General features: G+C 72.3%; 19 protein-coding genes. 6 read left to right on the plus strand and 13 right to left on the minus strand.

Going from position 1 to position 17445, the window contains the following annotated elements:
* The 4 genes from RIM90_RS02755 to RIM90_RS02770 form a co-directional block, all read right to left on the minus strand.
* A partial coding sequence (locus RIM90_RS02755) for a substrate-binding domain-containing protein (protein WP_309058886.1) occupies positions 1 to 574 on the minus strand: 574 nt, incomplete at its 3' end.
* A 139-nt stretch (positions 575 to 713) separates the two neighbouring features.
* Complete coding sequence (locus tag RIM90_RS02760; protein ID WP_309058887.1) at positions 714 to 1682, minus strand: hypothetical protein; 969 nt, start codon at positions 1680 to 1682, stop codon at positions 714 to 716.
* Positions 1683 to 1855: 173 nt separating this feature from the next.
* Positions 1856 to 2860: an alcohol dehydrogenase catalytic domain-containing protein gene (locus RIM90_RS02765; RefSeq protein WP_309058888.1), complete on the minus strand. Its 1005-nt coding sequence runs from the start codon at positions 2858 to 2860 to the stop codon at positions 1856 to 1858.
* 37 nt (positions 2861 to 2897) lie between these two features.
* Positions 2898 to 4061: a mandelate racemase/muconate lactonizing enzyme family protein gene (locus RIM90_RS02770; RefSeq protein WP_309058889.1), complete on the minus strand. Its 1164-nt coding sequence runs from the start codon at positions 4059 to 4061 to the stop codon at positions 2898 to 2900.
* Positions 4062 to 4281: 220 nt separating this feature from the next.
* Here RIM90_RS02770 and RIM90_RS02775 point away from each other — a divergent pair, with 220 nt between their 5' ends.
* Positions 4282 to 5082 carry a hypothetical protein gene (locus RIM90_RS02775; RefSeq protein WP_309058890.1) on the plus strand — a complete coding sequence of 267 codons (801 nt, stop codon included), beginning with the start codon at positions 4282 to 4284 and terminating at the stop codon, positions 5080 to 5082.
* Between the two features lie 70 nt (positions 5083 to 5152).
* Here the strand turns inward: RIM90_RS02775 and RIM90_RS02780 are convergent, their stop codons facing one another.
* The gene (locus RIM90_RS02780; RefSeq protein ID WP_309058891.1) at positions 5153 to 5593 is read right to left on the minus strand and encodes a MarR family transcriptional regulator; all 441 of its coding nucleotides are present in this window, start codon (positions 5591 to 5593) and stop codon (positions 5153 to 5155) included.
* Between the two features lie 103 nt (positions 5594 to 5696).
* Here RIM90_RS02780 and RIM90_RS02785 point away from each other — a divergent pair, with 103 nt between their 5' ends.
* Positions 5697 to 6719: an NADP-dependent oxidoreductase gene (locus RIM90_RS02785; RefSeq protein ID WP_309058892.1), complete on the plus strand. Its 1023-nt coding sequence runs from the start codon at positions 5697 to 5699 to the stop codon at positions 6717 to 6719.
* Between the two features lie 100 nt (positions 6720 to 6819).
* Positions 6820 to 7239: an organic hydroperoxide resistance protein gene (locus RIM90_RS02790; RefSeq protein ID WP_309058893.1), complete on the plus strand. Its 420-nt coding sequence runs from the start codon at positions 6820 to 6822 to the stop codon at positions 7237 to 7239.
* A gap of 78 nt (positions 7240 to 7317) precedes the next feature.
* Here RIM90_RS02790 and RIM90_RS02795 read toward each other — a convergent pair whose 3' ends face one another.
* On the minus strand, positions 7318 to 7923 hold the full coding sequence (locus tag RIM90_RS02795) for a hypothetical protein (protein WP_309058894.1): 606 nt from the start codon (positions 7921 to 7923) through the stop codon (positions 7318 to 7320).
* A gap of 65 nt (positions 7924 to 7988) precedes the next feature.
* On the opposite strand from RIM90_RS02795, the gene RIM90_RS02800 reads away from it, so the two are divergent.
* Together RIM90_RS02800 and RIM90_RS02805 are read left to right on the plus strand one after the other, a co-directional pair.
* A complete protein-coding gene (locus tag RIM90_RS02800) occupies positions 7989 to 8783 on the plus strand; it encodes an EI24 domain-containing protein (RefSeq protein WP_309058895.1) in 795 nt (264 codons plus the stop codon).
* Complete coding sequence (locus RIM90_RS02805) at positions 8780 to 9394, plus strand: LysE family transporter (protein WP_309058896.1); 615 nt, start codon at positions 8780 to 8782, stop codon at positions 9392 to 9394. The genes RIM90_RS02800 and RIM90_RS02805 overlap by 4 nt, the downstream gene beginning before the upstream one ends.
* Here the strand turns inward: RIM90_RS02805 and RIM90_RS02810 are convergent.
* The 3 genes from RIM90_RS02810 to RIM90_RS02820 form a co-directional block, all read right to left on the minus strand.
* The gene (locus tag RIM90_RS02810) at positions 9366 to 10631 is read right to left on the minus strand and encodes a pyroglutamyl peptidase (RefSeq protein WP_309058897.1); all 1266 of its coding nucleotides are present in this window, start codon (positions 10629 to 10631) and stop codon (positions 9366 to 9368) included. The two genes, RIM90_RS02805 and RIM90_RS02810, sit on opposite strands and share 29 nt — an antisense overlap.
* 317 nt (positions 10632 to 10948) lie before the next feature.
* Positions 10949 to 11920, minus strand: a complete 972-nt coding sequence (locus tag RIM90_RS02815) for an aldose epimerase family protein (protein WP_309058898.1) — start codon at positions 11918 to 11920, stop codon at positions 10949 to 10951.
* Between the two features lie 34 nt (positions 11921 to 11954).
* A complete protein-coding gene (locus RIM90_RS02820; RefSeq protein WP_309058899.1) occupies positions 11955 to 12854 on the minus strand; it encodes an SGNH/GDSL hydrolase family protein in 900 nt (299 codons plus the stop codon).
* Positions 12855 to 13113: 259 nt separating this feature from the next.
* On the opposite strand from RIM90_RS02820, the gene RIM90_RS02825 reads away from it, so the two are divergent.
* Positions 13114 to 13608 (plus strand): DUF3145 domain-containing protein, encoded by a 495-nt coding sequence (locus RIM90_RS02825; RefSeq protein WP_184817429.1) that lies wholly within the window; start codon positions 13114 to 13116, stop codon positions 13606 to 13608.
* Positions 13609 to 13720: 112 nt separating this feature from the next.
* Here the strand turns inward: RIM90_RS02825 and fabF are convergent, their stop codons facing one another.
* From fabF to RIM90_RS02845, 4 genes are all read right to left on the minus strand, one after another.
* Positions 13721 to 14992, minus strand: coding sequence for a beta-ketoacyl-ACP synthase II (gene fabF, locus RIM90_RS02830; protein ID WP_309058900.1), 1272 nt, complete (start codon positions 14990 to 14992; stop codon positions 13721 to 13723).
* 104 nt (positions 14993 to 15096) lie between these two features.
* The gene (locus RIM90_RS02835; protein ID WP_004931691.1) at positions 15097 to 15345 is read right to left on the minus strand and encodes an acyl carrier protein; all 249 of its coding nucleotides are present in this window, start codon (positions 15343 to 15345) and stop codon (positions 15097 to 15099) included.
* Between the two features lie 102 nt (positions 15346 to 15447).
* Positions 15448 to 16449: a ketoacyl-ACP synthase III gene (locus RIM90_RS02840; protein ID WP_309058901.1), complete on the minus strand. Its 1002-nt coding sequence runs from the start codon at positions 16447 to 16449 to the stop codon at positions 15448 to 15450.
* A gap of 22 nt (positions 16450 to 16471) precedes the next feature.
* The gene (locus tag RIM90_RS02845; protein ID WP_309058902.1) at positions 16472 to 17395 is read right to left on the minus strand and encodes an ACP S-malonyltransferase; all 924 of its coding nucleotides are present in this window, start codon (positions 17393 to 17395) and stop codon (positions 16472 to 16474) included.
* Positions 17396 to 17445: the final 50 nt, after the last annotated feature.

A 17445-nucleotide genomic window follows, 5' to 3' on the forward strand; every position in this document is an offset into this window, starting at 1 on the left:
CCTGGAAGAAGTAGCGGGTGTTGTTGTCGTCGTTGGAGCCGGCGAACAGCTCGATGTTGAACGGGCCCTTCTCGCTGCCGTCCTTCAGGCCGAGCTTCTCGACGATGTAGGTGCCCTGGAGCTCGCCGACCTTCTCGTTGTCGAAGGAGGCGTAGTAGTCGACGTTCTCGGTGCCGAGGATGAGGCGGTCGTAGGAGATGACCGGGATGTCGGCTTCCTTGGCCTGCTGCAGGACGTTGTTCATCGACTTGTTGTCGATGGCCGCGACGATCAGGGCCTCCACGCCCTGCGTGATCAGGTTCTCGATCTGCGAGACCTGCTGGTCCGGGTCGTCCTCGCCGTAGACCAGCTTGGTCTCGTAACCCCTGGCCTCCAGGTCCTTCTTGACGTTGTTGCCGTCGGCGATCCAGCGCTCGGAGGACTTGGTCGGCATCGCGATGCCGATGGTGGCCCCCTCGGAACCCCCCTTGTCCTCCTCGCTGCCGCCCTCGCTGTTCTGGCCGCAGGCGGTCAGGGTGAGGGCGAGGGAGGCGGCTCCGGCGATGGCGGCGAGTGCGGCTCTGCGGTTACGCATGGTCATCATCCTTGATGTGTGCGGGGTCGGTCGAGGGGTGCGAAGTCGCTTCCGGGAGTGGGGCCAGGAGGGACCGAGAAGGGGTGTGTGGGATTGTGCGCGGCTGTGTCTGCTTCTGTGAAGCCGAGTTTCCGGAACGTTATGACGAGATTTCGAACCGGCTCAGATCGCCCGGAAGCCGCGAACCGAGCGGCGCCATGTCGCCGTCCGCGCCGTGGCGCGCCAGCAGGTCGAGCGCGAGCCGGCCGCGCCGCACCCGCTCCTTGGCGGTCGCCAGGGTCAGCTCCCGCAGATGGTGGCCGTACGGGTAGATCCCGGGTGCCTTGGACAGGCCGAACTTCAGGTACAGCGGTGCGCCGCGCCGGATGAGCTCGGCCACCTCGTACATCCGCACATAGCCGCCGAGGTCGTCGGGCGCCTCGATGTACATGTCCATCGGGGTGGCCGAAACCCGCCGTATCTCGGTGAGGTGGGCGGGCGTCAGGTCGCTCGGCACGTTGATCGAGTCGGCGCCGAGCCGCTCGTACACCGCGTACGAGGCCGGGTTGACCGGTCCGATGAGCGCCGAGACCTTCAGCGTGGTGTCGGCCGGGAGGATGCCGGCCGCCCGCGCCCGGTGCAGCGTCCACAGCACGCCCTCGTCGGCGACGAGCAGGCACTTGACGCCCAGCTCCGTGGCCCGCACGGCGTCTTCGACGCACCCGGCGACCGCGTCGTGGCCCCGGGCGCGCAGTCCGGCGCCGCGGGAGTCGGTGCGGGTCGAACCGCCGATGTCCCAGGTGCCGCGCGGGCCGGTGAACAGGCACAGCTCGATGTCCCGTTCGGCGGTGGCCTCGACCATCTCGGTGATCTCGGCATCGGTCAGCATCCACACGCCGCTGCCCTGGCTGATCCGGTGGATCGGCACGTCGAGGCGCGAGGCCTCCTTCAGTACCACCGCCAGCGCTTCCGGTCCCTCGCAGGAGGGGATCTCGGTGCGCCAGCGGCCGCCGCCGGGGAAGGAGTGCGGCGAGGCGTCGGCGGGGTCGAGGGCGGGCGCGCCCAGGCCGAGGGCGGTGAGCGCCTGCTCACCGGGCCTGCGGGCTGCCTTGGCGGAAGCGTCGGTCACAAGGTGTCCTTTGATGTTCGGTATGTCGGACGAAGTTCGCGGATCTGGGTGCGGGCCGGGCGGTGCGGTGGCCGGGGCGGGGCGGGCGGGGTGAGGGCTCGGACGAGGACTGGATGTACGCCGGTACGGGGACCGTCAGGTCGCCCCCGTACCGGCGTACGACCGGGCGCGCCCTAGGGGCGCAGCAGGACCTTGCCCACCTTCGGGTCGCCGGATCCCACCAGCTCGATGGCGTGCGGGAACTCGGCGAGCGGCAGCTCGTGCGTCACCAGCGGCAGCGGGTCGAGGAGCCCGGCGGCGAACACCCGCACCGTGTGCGCCCAGGCGTCCGGCGGCGCCCCGAAGACGGTGTGCACCTCCAGCTGCCGTACGACCAGGTCCGTCGGGTCGAGCCCGTGGGCCCCCGGGGCCGGGATGCCGGTCAGGACCAGCCGCCCGCCGCGCCGGAGCAGCGAGGCCGCCGTGCGGGCCGCGTCGGCGGACCCGGCGGTCTCGACCACGACGTCGAAGTCGTCCGGGAGCTCCCGGTCCTTGGTGCGGAAGTCGGTCGCGCCGTACTGCCGCGACAGCGCCTCCCGGTCGTCCCGGGTGCCGACGACCAGCAGCTCGGCCGGGGAGTTCGCCTTCAGGAACTGCACGGCGAACATGCCGAGGGTGCCGGTGCCGACCACGGCCACCCGCTCGCCGGGCAGGGCGTTCGCCTTGAGCGCGGCGGCGGCGATGCAGGCCGCCGGCTCCAGCAGCGCGGCGGCGCCGAGGTCGGCGTCGTCCGGCAGCACGTGCAGCAGCCGGGCCGGGAGGGTCAGCGTGCCGGCCATGGCTCCCGGCTGGGTGAACCCGGTCTCCTCGTAGCCCGCCGAGCACAGCGTCGTCTCGCCGGCGTGGCAGCGGTCGCAGACCTGGCAGTTGCGGAAGCCCTCCCCGACCACCTTGCGGCCGACGAGCGAGGCGGGCACTCCCGCGCCCACCCCCTGCACGGTCCCGGACCACTCGTGGCCCGGCGTGAGCGGGTACCGGACGTACCCCTCGGGCCGGTTGCCCTGGTACACCTCGCGGTCGCTGCCGCAGATGCCGGCGGCGTGGACCCGGATCAGGGCCTCGCCGGGGCCGGGTTCGCGCGGCTCGTGCGGGACGAGGCGGTGCTCACCGGGCCCCTCGATGACGACGGCGGTGCTCATCGCGCCTCCCCGGGGCGGCGGGGGCGGTCCGGCGCGGTCACTTCGTGCCCTTCGGCCTGCGCTGTTCCCAGCCCTCGGCCCACAGGTCGAACCGGGCCTGCTGCTGCGGGAACTCGGCCGCCGCGTCGACGTCCAGCTCCACGCCGAGGCCGGGGGCGTCGGACAGGTGGAAGCAGCCGTCCTCCGGGTTCACCTGGGGCGCGCCCTTGACGACCTTCTTGATCTCCGCGTCCGCGAAGTCGTTGAAGTGCTCCAGGATCTTGAAGTTCGGCGAGGTGAAGCCGACCTGGAGGGAGGCGGCGGTCAGGACGGAGCCGCCGACGTTGTGCGGCGCGACCAGCATGTAGTGGGTCTCGGCGGTCGCCGCCAGCTTGCGGGTCTCCCAGATGCCGCCGATGTGGCCGACGTCCGGCTGGAGGATGTCGACCGCCTGGTTCTCGAACAGCTCGCGGAACTCGATGCGGTCGTGGATGCGTTCACCGGTGGCCACCGGCATGTCGACCTTCGCGGCGACCTTCTCCAGCGCCTTGAGGTTCTCCGGCGGGACCGGCTCCTCCAGCCAGGCCGGCTTGAAGGGCGCGAGCTCCTTGGCCAGGCGGACGGCGGTGGCGGGGGAGAAGCGGCCGTGCATCTCCAGCATCAGCTCGGCGTCGGGGCCGATGGCGTCGCGGACCGCCTCGATCAGGGAGACGGCGTACAGGGTCTGCTGGTGGTCGAGTTCGAAGTGGCCGGTGCCGAAGGGGTCGATCTTCAGCGCCCGGTAGCCGCGCTCCATCACGGCCTGCGCGGCCTTGTGGTACGCCTCCGGGGTGCGCTCGGTGGTGTACCAGCCGTTGGCGTACGCCTTGACCTTGTCGGTGACCTTGCCGCCGAGCAGCTGCCAGACGGGGACGCCGAGGGCCTTGCCCTTGATGTCCCAGCAGGCCATCTCGACGACGGCGATACCGGACATCACGATCTCGCCGGCGCGGCCGTAGTCGCCGTACTTCATGCGGCGGACGAGGTCCTCGACAGCGAACGGGTCGGAGCCGAGAATGTGGTTGACCTCGGCTTCCTTCAGGTAGCCCAGGAGTGCGTCGGTGTGGCCCAGCATCCGGGTCTCACCGACTCCGGTGATCCCCTCGTCGGTGTGCACCTGGACGTACGTCAGGTTGCGCCACGGCGTCCCGACCACGTGTGTGCTGATTCCGGTGATGCGCACGGCAGTTGCCCCTCGTATTATCGGTTCAGTTCGACGTGTTCGATATTTCGGCACACGTTCGAAATGCTGGCGTGACAGTAAGGAGGGCATGGCGGGAGTGTCAATGGGTCGCGCGGACAACGGTTTCGGCAGGTTCGAAACCTATGGGGCTTGGTCCCTACCAAACCTTCACGGCCAGGCCTAGGAACCCGACCCGAGCGGAACCTAGTCTTCCCGCGTCATGGATTACTGTCACCCGTGCCGACGGCACCTCAACGGCGCCCTCGCGTGCCCCGGGTGCGGCACCCCCGTCGAGACGCTCCGTGCCCACGCCGCGGAACCCGCCGAGCCCGCGGGGCCTTCGGAGTACGGGGGGGAGCCGGCGCCGGCGGGCGCCGCCGGCGGCGACGCGTACGAGGGCGGCGGCGATGGCGGCGACGGCCAGGAGCCGGAGCCCGAGCCCCGGGGCCGGACGGCCCGGCGGCGCGGCCGCGGGCCGGACGGGAACCGGGCGGGCGGAGGCAGCCGGCGTGACCGCAAGGCCGCGGCGCACCGGCGGCGACGGCGCCGGACGCTGCTGGTCGCGGCGGGCTTCGTGCTGGCCGCCGGCGGACTGAGCCTGGCCGAACTCGGCACGGACGCGCCGGGACCGCCGCCGGAGCCCGCCGCGGCGGGCGAGGAGTCGCCCGACGGCGGCGCGGCGGAGCTGGAACCGGCGGAGTCGCCGAGCGGTGACCCGGGGGCGGGAGCCCCGGCGAGGCCCGCGTCCCCCACGGCCTCCGGTTCCCCGTCGGCTTCGGAGTCCCCCGAGGACGAGGAGTCGGAGGAGGCCGAGGACGAGGAGGCCGAGGACGGGGCCGGGGCGGACGCGTCGTCCGCGCCCGCGGACGCGCCGTCGGCCCGGCCGACGGGGGCTCCGCCGCCGGCGCCCCCGTCCGCACCGGAGACCCCGGAGCCGGACCCGACCACGAAGCGGCCCGAGCCCGAGCCGGAACCGGAACCCACCGAGACCTGCGACCGGTTCCTGTGGTGGTGCACCTGATCCCCGGGATGATCCGCTGAGGTGATCCGCTGAGGCGGGGGCGGCCGGCCCGGTCCGGCCCGGTGCCCGCTCAGTCCTCCCGCAGCATCCTCCGCAGGGCGTCCCGCAGGGCCACCCGCTCCTCCTCCGACAGCCCCGCCAGCGGTTCGCGCGCGAAGCGCAGGGACTCCTGCAGGCTCCGGGCCACCCGCCGCCCCTCGGCCGTCGCCGCGGCCAGCTTCACCCGGCGGTCCACCGGGTCCGGGCGGCGTTCCACCAGGCCCCGGGACTCCAGGCGGTCGACGATGCCGGTGACGTTCGACGGCTCGCACTTCAGTCGCTGGGCCAGCTTCCGCATGGGCAGCGGCTCCAGCGACAGCAGGCTCAGCAGCCTGGCCTGCGCGCCCGTCAGCGTGTGACCGGCGGCGGCCTCCTCGTACTCCTCGTGGTAGCGGGCCACGACCGCGCCGATCAGCTCGACGACTTCCAGGGTCAGGGCGTCGGGGCGGCGGGCGGTGCGGGAGGTGGCCATGCCCTCCAGGGTACCCACTTGCTTGACATTCTGAAATATTCAGGCGCATGGTTGTTTCAGGTAGTGAAGTATTCCGAGGAAACCCGAGGAAAGGTGCCAGGTCATGTCCGACGCCCCCACGCTCCCCACCGCCGGCCGCGAGTGGCATCTGCTGAGCCGTCCCGTCGGCTGGCCGAAGCCCGAGGACTTCGCCCTCGTCGAGGCCGAGGTCTCCGCGCCCGGTGAGGGCCAGGTGCTGGTGCGGAACAAGTACCTCTCCGTCGACCCGTACATGCGCGGCCGGATGAGTGCCGCCAAGTCCTACGTCGCCCCCTTCGAGCTCGGCAAGGTCATGCAGGGCGGTGCCGTCGGCGAGGTCGTCGCCTCCAACGCCGAGGGGATCGCCGTCGGCGACCACGTCCTGCACTTCTTCGGCTGGCGCGAGTACGCCGTCGTGGCCGCCGAGAACGCCGTCAAGGTGGACCCCGGGGCCGCGCCGCTGTCGGCGTACCTCGGCGTGCTGGGGATGACCGGGCTCACCGCCTACGCGGGGCTGCTGCGCACCGCCGCCTTCAAGGAGGGCGACTGCGTCTTCGTGTCCGGTGCCGCGGGGGCCGTCGGCAGCCAGGTCGGGCAGATCGCGAAGCTCAAGGGGGCCTCGCGGGTGATCGGGTCCGCCGGGTCCGACGAGAAGGTCAAGCTCCTCGTCGAGGAGTACGGCTTCGACGCCGCCTTCAACTACAAGAACGGCCCCGTGGGCGAGCAGTTGCGCGCCGCCGCCCCGGACGGGATCGACGTCTACTTCGACAACGTGGGCGGCGACCACCTGGAGGCGGCCATCGGGTCGCTCAACCGGGGCGGCCGGATCGCCGTCTGCGGGATGATCTCCGTCTACAACAACACCGAGCCCGCGCCCGGCCCGAAGAACCTCGCCCGCCTGATCCAGACCCGCGGGCGCATCGAGGGCTTCCTGGTCGGTGACCACTACGACCTCCAGCCGCAGTTCGTCCAGGAGGTCGGGCCCTGGGTGCGGTCCGGCGAACTCAAGTACCGGGAGACCGTCGTCGAGGGCGTCGAGAACACCCTCGAGGCGTTCCTCGGGGTCCTGCGCGGCGACAACACCGGGAAGATGATCGTCAAGCTCTGACGCGGACGGCTTCACTGAATTTCCGGCATGCGGTAGCTTCTTTCCGAAATCGTCGTGATCGTGGGCGCGAGTCACGGCGGACCGAGGAGGAACGCACCGCATGCCCATTCAGCAGTCAGACGTCCTGTACACCGCCGTCGCCACCGCCGAGAACGGCCGCGACGGACGCGTGGCCACCGACGACGGCACGCTCGACCTGGTCGTCAACCCGCCCAAGGAGATGGGCGGCAGCGGCACCGGCACCAACCCGGAGCAGCTGTTCGCCGCCGGTTACAGCGCCTGCTTCCAGGGCGCCCTCGGCGTGGTCGCCCGCCAGGAGGGCGCCGACGTCTCCGGCTCGACGGTCACCGCCAAGGTCGGCCTCGGCAAGAACGAGGACGGCTTCGGCATCATCGTCGAGATCGCGGCGGACATCCCGAACGTGGACGCCGACACCGCGCGCTCGCTCGTCGAGAAGGCCCACCAGGTGTGCCCGTACTCGAAGGCGACCCGCGGCAACATCACCGTGACGCTGGCCTGACACGGTCGTTGCGTACGGTGGGGGCCGCACCCTTGGACGTGGGGTGCGGCCCCCGTCCGTGGGTGCGCCCGGACGTCCTCAGCCGCCCCAGAGGTCCAGGAGGTCACTCAGGTCCAGTCGGCTCAGGAAGCGCCCGGGCCAGGAGCAGAGCGCGCCGCCGAAGGACAGGTTCCGCGTGTAGACGCCCTCCAGCAGGATCGCGAGACCGAGGTCCAGGGCGTCCGCCTCCCCCTGCGAGACACCGGAAACGGTCTGCGGCCACCGCCACTGCGACCGGGTCGTCGTCACGACGGCTCCCTCGCGCCGCAGCTCGTGCCTGAGCCTGCCGCCCAGCACCCGGTACCGGTAGGAGCGTCCGGCGACCTCGATGTGCAGGGCGCGGCCTTGCTGCGTCACCGCCAGGTGGCGGCGGCGCAGCCGCGCCGTCCGTCCGTCGGCGGTGAGGGTCGCCCTGGCCATGCGCGGGAGGTTGCGAAAGCCGATGCCGCGGAAGGACACCGGCGGGACCGCCTGGCCCGTCACCCGGGCGGTCAGCTTGTCCCGGCCGCGATCCTCCGCCACGGGGCACACCAGCTCGACCGGCCCGAGGCCGGGCAGCGTCCCGGTCCAGGTGTGCGTGGCCCGTTTGAACAGCCGTCCGCGAACGGAAGCCGTACGCGTGAGACGGAACCGGACAGCGGTCATGTGCTTCCCCCGTTGATCGATGCGGGGGTGAGGCTACCTGGCGGTGCCCCGATACAGTCTTCCCCATGCGCGATCTTGGGGCGGGTTTCCGGTATCTCCTGAAGGGCCAGCGGTGGGTGGCCCGGCACGGCAAGCAGTTCGGGTTCGGGCTGCTGCCGGGGCTGATCACCCTCGTGCTGTACGCGGCGGCGCTCGTCGCGCTGGCGCTGTGGGGGGAGGACTTCGTCGCCTGGGCGACGCCGTTCGCCGACGACTGGTCCAGCCCCTGGCCCGGACTGTTCCGCGGGTTCCTCACCGTCGTCCTGTTCGCGCTCGGACTGCTGCTGTCCGTGCTCACCTTCACCGCGGTGACGCTGCTCGTCGGGGATCCCTTCTACGAGAGCCTCTCCGAGAAGGTCGACCGGGACGTGTCCCCCGACGGCACCGCGCCCGAGTCGGACCTGCCGCTGTGGCGGGAGCTGTGGATCTCCGGCCGGGACAGCCTCCGGATCGTCGTGCGGGCCCTCGTCTGGGCCGTGCTGCTCTTCGCGCTCGGTTTCGTCCCGGTCCTCGGGCAGACCGCCGTACCGGTGATCGGCTTCTTCGTCACCGGGTTCTTCCTCACCGAGGAACTCACCGCCGTCGCGCTCCAGCGCCGCGGGGTCCGGCTGCGCGAGCGGCTCCGCCTGCTGCGGTCCCGCAAGACCCTCGTCTGGGGCTTCGGCACGCCCCTGGCGCTGGCCTTCCTCGTCCCGTTCGTCGCGGTGTTCCTGATGCCGGGCGCGGTCGCCGGTGCCACCCTCATGGCGCGCGAGCTGCTCGGTGAGGAGACCGCCGGGGACGGTGCCGAGGAGTCCGAGGAGGAGGGCGTCACGTCATGACCGAGGTGCTCGCCGTCGCCGTCGTCACCGTCCTGGCCGTGATCGCCCCGGGCGCCGACTTCGCGATGGTGGTGCGGGGCAGCTACCTCTACGGCCGCCGCACCGGGCTGCTCGGCGCGGTCGGCGTCGCCGCCGGCGTGCTGGTGCACGTCGCCTACACGATGCTCGGCGTGGGCCTGCTGATCGCCTCCTCCACCTTCCTGTTCACGGTCGTCAAGCTGGTCGGCGCGGCCTATCTCGTGTACGTCGGGATCCGCACCTTCCGTACCCGCACCGAGGTCACCGTCGACCTGGGGAACAAGACGGGGCTCACCCCGTTCGCGGCCCTGCGCACCGGCTTCCTGACCAACGTCCTCAACCCGAAGACGACCCTCTTCGTCGTCTCCACCTTCGCCCAGGTCGTCAGCCCCGGCACCCCGGTCGTCCAGCAGGTGGGCTACGGCCTGTTCATGTCGCTGGCCCACCTGCTGTGGTTCGGCGTCGTCGCGTTGTTCTTCTCCCACGACCGGATGCGCACCCTGATGCTGCGCGGCCAGAAGGTCCTCAACAAGGTCATCGGGTCCGTCCTGGCCGGCCTCGGCGTCAGTCTCGCGTTCGCTCCGTCGCACTGAGCGCCACGGTCACGATCGACCGCACCTGGTCGATGATGTCCAGCCGGTTCCGCACGAACGCCGGATCCGTGACCGCCCCCGTCGCCGGGTCGGTGTTCCCGGGGCCGAACTGCAGGACCGGGGTGTGGACATGGCCGCCCGGCAGCGTGTCGCGCAGGCCGAGACGGTCGCGCAGCAGGGTGGCCCGGTAGGCGATCTCGTTGGAGAGGTAGTCGCCGCCGCCGCCCGCGCGGGCCGTCGAGCCGGGCGTGGGCCCGTCCGGCCGCACGACGGGTTCGGTGCCCCCGGCCGGGATCTCGGTCACGGACGTGTTGTCGTACACCGGGAACCGCCCGGTGTCCGCGGCCACGACGGCGTCGTACGGCAGGGTGGTCGTCGTCCACTGCGGCTGCGAGGCCGGGTCGGCGACCGGGACGGTCTCCGTCCGGCCGATGTTCTCGTTGTCCCCGAACCCGCCCCGCCAGGCCCCGTTGGTCCGCTCGATGTCGAACCGGCCCACCCGGCCCTGGCTCACCGTGGCGAACAGGTCCACCTCGGGCAGGTGCGGCCGCAGCGCCCGCTCCACCGTGCCCTCCGTGAAGTCCTGCCAGCGCACCGGGAACACGGCCGTCTCGACGCGCGCCGGGCCGTCCGCGGTCTCGATCACCGTGCCGTCCAGGGCGAGCGCGACCGCGCCGGACGGGTTGGAGATGCGCACGTCCCGGTCCAGGGTGAACGGATCGAACCCGGTCACCAGGATCCGCCCGACGCCCTCGCCGCGCGGATAGCGGATCGCGCTCTGTCCCCGCGAGGTCCGCTCCAGTTCGCCGAGCAGCCGCGCCCGCTGCTCCCCGGTCAGGCCGAACCCCGGCTCCCAGGAGCGCAGTTCGCGGGACATGCCGAGCCGCGCCCAGTACAGCGGCCGGTCGTCGTCCCGGCTGAGGTCACCGCCCGCCGGGCCGCGCCCCTGCGCCCGGTCGACGGCCCTGCGCCACAGCGCCGTCCCCTCGCGCGCGACGGTACGGCGGGCCTGCGCGTAGGAGCGCGCGCGGTCGAGGGCGCGGGCGAACTCCGGTGCCACGGTGCCGAACCCGGAACGGCGCAGTATCTCCTGCGGGGCCGCTCTGTCCAGGCGCCGTTCCTCGACGGTGGGGGAGGGGGCCGCGGACTCGGCGGCGGTCGCGGTCGTGGGGGCGGTGAGGCCGGCGGTCAGCAGGGCGAGGCCGAGGACGGCGACGCGAACGCGTAGGGGATTCAAGGGGGCTGGGCCTTCCGTTCGTCGTGGGGCACGCGGGATGCCGAAGGCCGCAGTATCGCGTGACCGGAAGAGCCACGCCACGGGGCGGGGAACCGGGCGGGAATCCGCGCCCCCGCCTCGCGCGGCGCGCCGGCCTGCCATTTGTGAAGGGTTCGTACGGGATCCGGCCCGGGCACTCGATCGCGGACCGCGGGATCGGCGCGACGGTTAACGTCTGATCCGGGCGGTACCCGTATGAGCAGCCCCGGTCCGGGACCCTGACCCCGGGCCGGGGCTCGGGGACGCCGACCGCCCCGTCGCCCCGTCGTACGGGCGGCCTACCGCACCGAGAAGCCGTACACCGTCTCCGAGCGGAACACCTCGCCCGGCCGCAGGACGGTGCCCGGGAACTCCGGACGGTTCGGGGAGTCGGGGAAGTGCTGGGTCTCCAGCGCGATGCCGTCACCGGGGGCGAAGGGCTCGCCGATGTGGTCCGCGGTGTACAGCTGCATCCCGGGCTCGGTGGTCGCCACCGTCAGCACCCGGCCCGACCCCGGGTCGTACAGCTCGGCGACCTCCACGGGCGCCGGCGTCACGCCCTTGTCGAGCACGAGGTTGTGGTCGTACCCGGTGCCGGTCGCGCGTGCCTCGCGGAAGTCGAAGCGGGTGCCGGTCACGTCGGCGAGCTCTCCCGTCGGAATCAGGTCCGCGTCGACCGGCGTGAACCGGGAGGCCGCCAGCCGCAGTTCGTGCCCGGCCGCGCTGCCGGAGCCGGCCAGGTTCCAGTACGAGTGGTTCGTCAGGTTCACCGGGGTCGGCGCGTCCGTCACCGCCTCGTAGGCGATGCCCAGCGCGCCCCGCTCGTCCAGCGTGTACGTCACCGAGACCTCCAGGCGGCCCGGGAAGCCCTCCTCGCCGTGCGGGCTGACCCGGGTGAGGCGCAGACCGTGCTCGACCGCCGTCACGTCCCACACCCGCTTGTCGAAGCCCCGCTCCCCGCCGTGCAGCGAGTTCGGCCCGTTGTTCGGGGCGAGCGCGTAGGTGATCCCGTCCAGCGAGAAGCGGGCGCCCGCGATCCGGTTGGCGTACCGGCCGATCAGGGCGCCCAGGAAGGGCTCGGGACGGGCGAGATAGCCGTCCAGGCCGGGGAACCCCAGCACCACGTCCCCGGCCGTCCCCTCCCGGTCCGGCACCTCCACGCTCTGCACGATCCCGCCGTACGACAGGACCCGCACCCGTACGCCTGCCCGCTGAAGCGTCCAGCGGTGCACCGGGGTGCCGTCGGGGAGGGTGCCGAAGAGTTCGTTCATGCGCGAAACGATAAGTCACGGCCTCCTCGTCAGGTCACGGCCGCTTCGCCGTGACCGTCCGGTAGGCGATCTCCGCCAGTCTGGCCTGCCCGTCGACACTGGGGTGGAACCAGTCCCAGCGGCTCAACTGCTCGGTGCCGAAGCGGTACGCGTGCACCGCGCCGCCGTCGTAGCGGCACCGGCGGTCCGCGGCGCAGACCTCCTCCAGCACCTTGTTGTAGTCCTCCACCCGTTTGTGCACCGTCTCGCGCCGCTGCGTCGCCGCCGCGTCCAGCGCGTCCGCGTCGCCCAGCATCGACGGGCAGATGCCCAGCTTCCAGATCTGCTTGCCCAGGGCGTTGGTCCGCCCCTGCGACCACAGCCGCTTCAGGTTCGGCACGCTCGCCACGTACACCTGGGTCCGGGGCAGCGCCTCGCGCAGGGTGTTCATCGCCTCCTGGAAGTCGGCACGGAAGTCGGCCACCGGCGTCATCGCCGACGCCGTGTCCCGGCAGGCGTCGTTCGCCCCGGCCATCACCGCCACCAGCTGCGGGGCGCGCCGCACCGCCCGCGCCATCTGGCCCGGCAGATCCGCCATCCGGGCCCCGGTCACCGCGTAGTTCCAGCTCCGCTCGGCCGCACCGGCCTTCCCCAGCAGCCGGACCGCGAGACTGTCGACCTTGTCGCTGCTGCCCGTCGCCCACGACACCTCGGGGCAGTCCGCCAGCACCGTGCAGGCGTCGAAGCCGGTGGTGATGGAGTCACCGACGGCGGCGACGGAGGAGGGACTGGTGTCCCACACGGGTGTGGGCCTCGGGGACGGCCCGCCCTCCTTCGCGCCCGGACCGGACTCACCGCCGACGGCGTCGCAGCCGGCCGCGCCCAGGGCGGCGGCCGTCACCACGGCGAGGACGGTCCGTGAGCGGCGCCGCCGCCTGTGCGTCGTCCGGTCCAATTCCGTCGCCTCCCCGCGTGTCGTGGTGTCGCCGTCCCCCAACCCATAACAACGCACGAGGGTTCCCGCCCGGCGGGTGGCAACGTCCCGCACCCGTACAGGCGTCCTGCCGGGTGAATGGTGGATGTTTCCCGGCAGCAGGACCGACGGTACGTCACACTCCTTGCGCCGTCGCACGGTAGCCTCGCCATCAACGCGGCCCGCCGGGCCGCGGCCGTTCCACCCGTTCCAAGATGTCCCGCTCTGCCCGGAGGTTCCGGTGACGACTCGTGGAGTTCTGTACGTGCACTCCGCGCCGCGCGCGCTGTGCCCGCACGTCGAGTGGGCCGTCGCCGGGGTGCTCGGCACGCGCGTCAGCCTGGACTGGATCCGCCAGCCCGCCGCCCCCGGCACCTGGCGCTCGGAGTTCTCCTGGCAGGGCCAGGCCGGCACCGCCTCCAAACTCGCCTCCGCGCTGCGCGGCTGGCAGATGCTGCGCTTCGAGGTCACCGCGGAGCCCTGCCCCACCGCCGAGGGCGAGCGCTACAGCTGCACCCCCGACCTCGGCATCTTCCACGCCGTCACCGGCATGCACGGCGACATCCTGATCCCCGAGGACCGGCTGCGCGCCGCCCTGGTCCGCTCCCGAAGCGGCGAGACCGACCTGGAGGCGGAGATCGCCAAGCTCCTGGGCAAGCCCTGGGACGACGAACTGGAGCCCTTCCGCTACGCCGGCGAGGGCGCCCCGGTGCGCTGGCTGCACCAGGTGGTCTGACCGGGCTCCCGGGGCGGTACGCGTAAGGCCCACCGGCACGCGCGAGGGCCCCCACCGTCACGGTGGGGGCCCTCGCGCGCACAGGCGACGACGTGTTGCGTACCGGCGGCGGTCAGACCGTCCGGAACGCCAGCACCACGTTGTGGCCGCCGAACCCGAACGAGTCGTTCAGCGCGGCGATGCGGCCCTCGGCGGGAAGCTTGCGCGCCTCGCCGCGGACCACGTCCGCGTGCGCCTCGGCCTCGGGGTCGAGGTTCTCGATGTTGATGGTCGGCGGGGCCACCCGGTGGTACAGCGCGAGCACCGTCGCCACCGACTCCACGCCGCCGGCGCCGCCGAGCAGGTGACCGGTCATCGACTTGGTGGCGGAGACCGCCATGTGGTCGGTGTCGTCGCCGAAGACCTTGCGCAGCGCCTTCAGTTCGGCGATGTCACCGGCCGGCGTCGAGGTGGCGTGCGCGTTGACGTGCACGATCTCGGCCGGGTCCAGGTCGGTGCGGTCCAGCAGGTTCTGCAGGGCGTGCGAGATGCCGCGGCCCTCCGGCTCCGGCTGCACGATGTCGTGGGAGTCGGCGGAGACGCCCTGGCCGACCGCCTCCGCGTAGACGCGGGCGCCGCGCGCCGCGGCGTGCTCGGCGGACTCCAGGACGATCACGCCCGCGCCCTCGCCGAGGACGAAGCCGTCACGGGCGGCGTCGTAGGGACGCGAGGCGCCCTCGGGGTCGTCGTTGTTCTTGGACATCGCCATCATGTTGCCGAACGCGGCGATCGGCAGCGGGTGGATCGCCGCCTCCGTGCCGCCCGCGACGACGACGTCGGCACGGCCGGTGCGGATCATCTCGATGGCGTAGCCGATGGCCTCCGCGCCCGAGGCGCAGGCCGAGACCGGGGTGTGCACGCCCGCGCGGGCGCCCACGGCCAGGCCCACGTTCGCCGAGGGGCCGTTCGGCATCAGCATGGGGACGGTGTGCGGGGAGACGCGGCGGACGCCCTTCTCCTTCAGCACGTCGTACTGGTCCAGCAGGGTCGTCACGCCGCCGATGCCGGAGGCGATGACCGCGCCGAGCCGGTCCGGGTCGACGTTCGGGTCCTCACCGGCCTTGCCCTCGAAACCGGCGTCGGCCCACGCCTCCTTGGCCGCGACCAGCGCGAACTGCGCCGAGCGGTCCAGCCGGCGGGCCTGCGGCCGGGGAATGACCTCGGTGGGTTCCACGGCCACCGGGGCCGCGATGCGGACCGCCTGCTCGGCGGCCCATTCCTGCTCCAGGGGCTTGACGCCGGAGCGTCCGGCGACCAGTCCCTCCCAGGTAGAGGCTGCGTCGCCACCCAGCGGTGTGGTTGCGCCGATACCGGTGACGACCACGGTGCGATTGGTCGGGCTCACGGGAATTCTTTCTCCAGCGGATTCGAGGAGGACAACCCCCGCTCGAGGCGGGGACAACGGCGCCACCGCCGGGTGGCGGGGCCGGGCTCCGGCCCGAGCAGGGCTCAGGCCTGGTGCTTGAGGATGTAGTCGGTCGCGTCGCCGACGGTCTTGAGGTTCTTGACGTCGTCGTCCGGGATCTTGACGTCGAAGCGCTCTTCGGCGGCGACGACGACCTCGACCATGGACAGCGAGTCGACGTCCAGGTCGTCGGTGAAGGACTTGTCCAGCTGGACGTCCTCAACCGGGATGCCGGCGATCTCGTTCACGATCTCCGCGAGACCGGCGACGATCTCTTCCTGAGTGGCGGCCATGGTGGCGCTCCTTCGTTGTGATTTCAGAGGGTGTGGCGCCCGCCGCGTCAGCGGCAGGTGTTGCGGTACCCGTGCCGGACCGGATGATCCGGCACGGAGTGCCTAGGGGAGGGTAACGACCGTGGCGGCGTAGACGAGACCCGCCCCGAAGCCGATGACGAGCGCGGTGTCGCCGCTCTTCGCCTCGCCGGTCGCCAGGAGCCGCTCCATCGCGAGCGGAATCGAGGCGGCCGAGGTGTTGCCGGTGGTGCGGATGTCACGGGCGACCGTGACGTGCTCCGGCAGTCTGAGGGTCTTCACCATCGAGTCGATGATCCGCACATTGGCCTGGTGCGGGATGAAGACGTCCAGGTCGTCCGGGGTGATCCCGGCCGCGTCCAGCGCCTGCTGCGCGACCTTCGCCATCTCGAACACGGCCCAGCGGAACACCGCCTGGCCCTCCTGCGTGATCGCGGGGAACTTCTCGACCGTCCCGTCGCGGTAGTCCGTCCACGGCACGGTCTGCTTGATGGTCTCGGACTTGTCGCCCTCCGAGCCCCACACGGTCGGGCCGATCGCGGGCTCCCGGGACGGGCCGACGACCACCGCGCCGGCGCCGTCGCCGAACAGGAAGGCGGTCGCCCGGTCCTCCAGGTCGGTCAGGTCGCTCAGCCGCTCCACGCCGATGACGAGGACGTACTCCGCCGAACCCTCGACGACCATGCCCTTGGCGAGGGTGAGGCCGTAGCCGAAGCCCGCGCAGCCGGCCGAGATGTCGAAGGCGGCGGCCTTGTCCGTGCCCAGCCTGTCGGCGATCTCGGTGGCGATGGCCGGGGTCTGGCTGAAGTGCGACACGGTCGACACGACGACGGCGCCGATCTGCGCGGCGTCGACCCCGGCGTCCGCGATCGCCTTGCCGGAGGCCTCGAGCGACATCGCCGCGACGGTCTCCTCGGGCGACGCCCAGTGCCGGGTCTCGATGCCGGAGCGCGAACGGATCCACTCGTCGGAGGAGTCGATCGTCTCGAGGATCACCTCGTTCGGCACGACCCGGGTGGGCCGGTAGCCGCCCACGCCGAGGATGCGCGCGTACGGGGCGCCCTTGCTGGGCTTGATCTTCGCCATGCGGGTGGGCTCCTTAAGGCGATCAGGCGGCGTGTTCGGCGATGAGCTCGCGGGCCGCGTCGAGGTCGGCGGGGGTCTTCAGGGCCAGCGTCCTGACGCCGGGCAGGGCGCGCTTGGCGAGTCCGGTCAGGGTGCCGCCGGGGCAGACCTCCAGCAGGGCGGTCGCGCCGAGTTCCTCGAAGGTCTCCATGCACAGGTCCCAGCGGACCGGGTTCGCGACCTGGCCGACCAGGCGCTGAAGCACCTCGGCACCGGTCGCGACGGTCCGGCCGTCCTTGTTCGACACGTAGGTGACCTTCGGGTCGCCCGGCGTCAGGTCCGCGGCGGCCTTCGCCAGCGTGTCGACCGCGGGAGCCATGTGGGAGGTGTGGAAGGCGCCGGCGACCTTGAGCGCGACGACCTTGCGCACGCCCTCGGGCTTGTCCGCCTCGAGCGCGGCGAGCTGTTCCTTGGTGCCGGCCGCCACGATCTGGCCCGCGCCGTTGATGTTCGCCGGGGTCAGGCCCAGCTTCTCCAGGTGCTCCAGGGTCACCTCGGGGTCGCCGCCGAGCAGCGCCGCCATGCCGGTCTCGGTGACGGCGGCGGCGTCGGCCATGGCCAGACCCCGCGTGCGGACGAGCCCCAGCGCGGCGGTGTCGTCCAGGACGCCCGCGAAGGCGGCGGCGGTGATCTCGCCGACGCTGTGACCGGCGACCGCGCCGGGCGCGATGTCCGCCATGTCACCCAGTGCCGCAGCGGACAGCAGCCCGGCCGCGACCAGCAGCGGCTGGGCGACGGCCGTGTCGCGGATCGCGTCCGCGTCGGCCCGCGTGCCGTAGTGGGCGAGGTCGAGTCCGATGGCGTCGGACCAGGCGGCGACGCGGTCCGCGGCACCGGGGAGTTCGAGCCATTCAGTCAGGAAGCCGGGCGTCTGGGCGCCCTGGCCGGGAGCGACGAGTACGAGCACTCTCACACTCTCTCTTGGGGACGGGCACGGCCGCCCGTGAGGACAGGGAC

The sequence above is a fragment of the Streptomyces sp. genome, assembly GCF_031181555.1.
GTDB classification, from domain to species: Bacteria; Actinomycetota; Actinomycetes; order Streptomycetales; family Streptomycetaceae; genus Streptomyces; species Streptomyces fimbriatus.

Excerpts from the sequence above, each read along its gene's own strand:
- RIM90_RS02765 (WP_309058888.1), bottom strand. The coding sequence starts at position 2,860 with ATGAGCACCGCCGTCGTCATCGAGGGGCCCGGTGAGCACCGCCTCGTC.
- RIM90_RS02775 (WP_309058890.1), top strand. The coding sequence starts at position 4,282 with ATGGATTACTGTCACCCGTGCCGACGGCACCTCAACGGCGCCCTCGCG.
- RIM90_RS02780 (WP_309058891.1), bottom strand. The coding sequence starts at position 5,593 with ATGGCCACCTCCCGCACCGCCCGCCGCCCCGACGCCCTGACCCTGGAA.
- RIM90_RS02785 (WP_309058892.1), top strand. The coding sequence starts at position 5,697 with ATGTCCGACGCCCCCACGCTCCCCACCGCCGGCCGCGAGTGGCATCTG.
- RIM90_RS02790 (WP_309058893.1), top strand. The coding sequence starts at position 6,820 with ATGCCCATTCAGCAGTCAGACGTCCTGTACACCGCCGTCGCCACCGCC.
- RIM90_RS02795 (WP_309058894.1), bottom strand. The coding sequence starts at position 7,923 with ATGACCGCTGTCCGGTTCCGTCTCACGCGTACGGCTTCCGTTCGCGGA.
- RIM90_RS02800 (WP_309058895.1), top strand. The coding sequence starts at position 7,989 with ATGCGCGATCTTGGGGCGGGTTTCCGGTATCTCCTGAAGGGCCAGCGG.
- RIM90_RS02805 (WP_309058896.1), top strand. The coding sequence starts at position 8,780 with ATGACCGAGGTGCTCGCCGTCGCCGTCGTCACCGTCCTGGCCGTGATC.
- RIM90_RS02815 (WP_309058898.1), bottom strand. The coding sequence starts at position 11,920 with ATGAACGAACTCTTCGGCACCCTCCCCGACGGCACCCCGGTGCACCGC.
- RIM90_RS02835 (WP_004931691.1), bottom strand. The coding sequence starts at position 15,345 with ATGGCCGCCACTCAGGAAGAGATCGTCGCCGGTCTCGCGGAGATCGTG.
- RIM90_RS02840 (WP_309058901.1), bottom strand. The coding sequence starts at position 16,449 with ATGGCGAAGATCAAGCCCAGCAAGGGCGCCCCGTACGCGCGCATCCTC.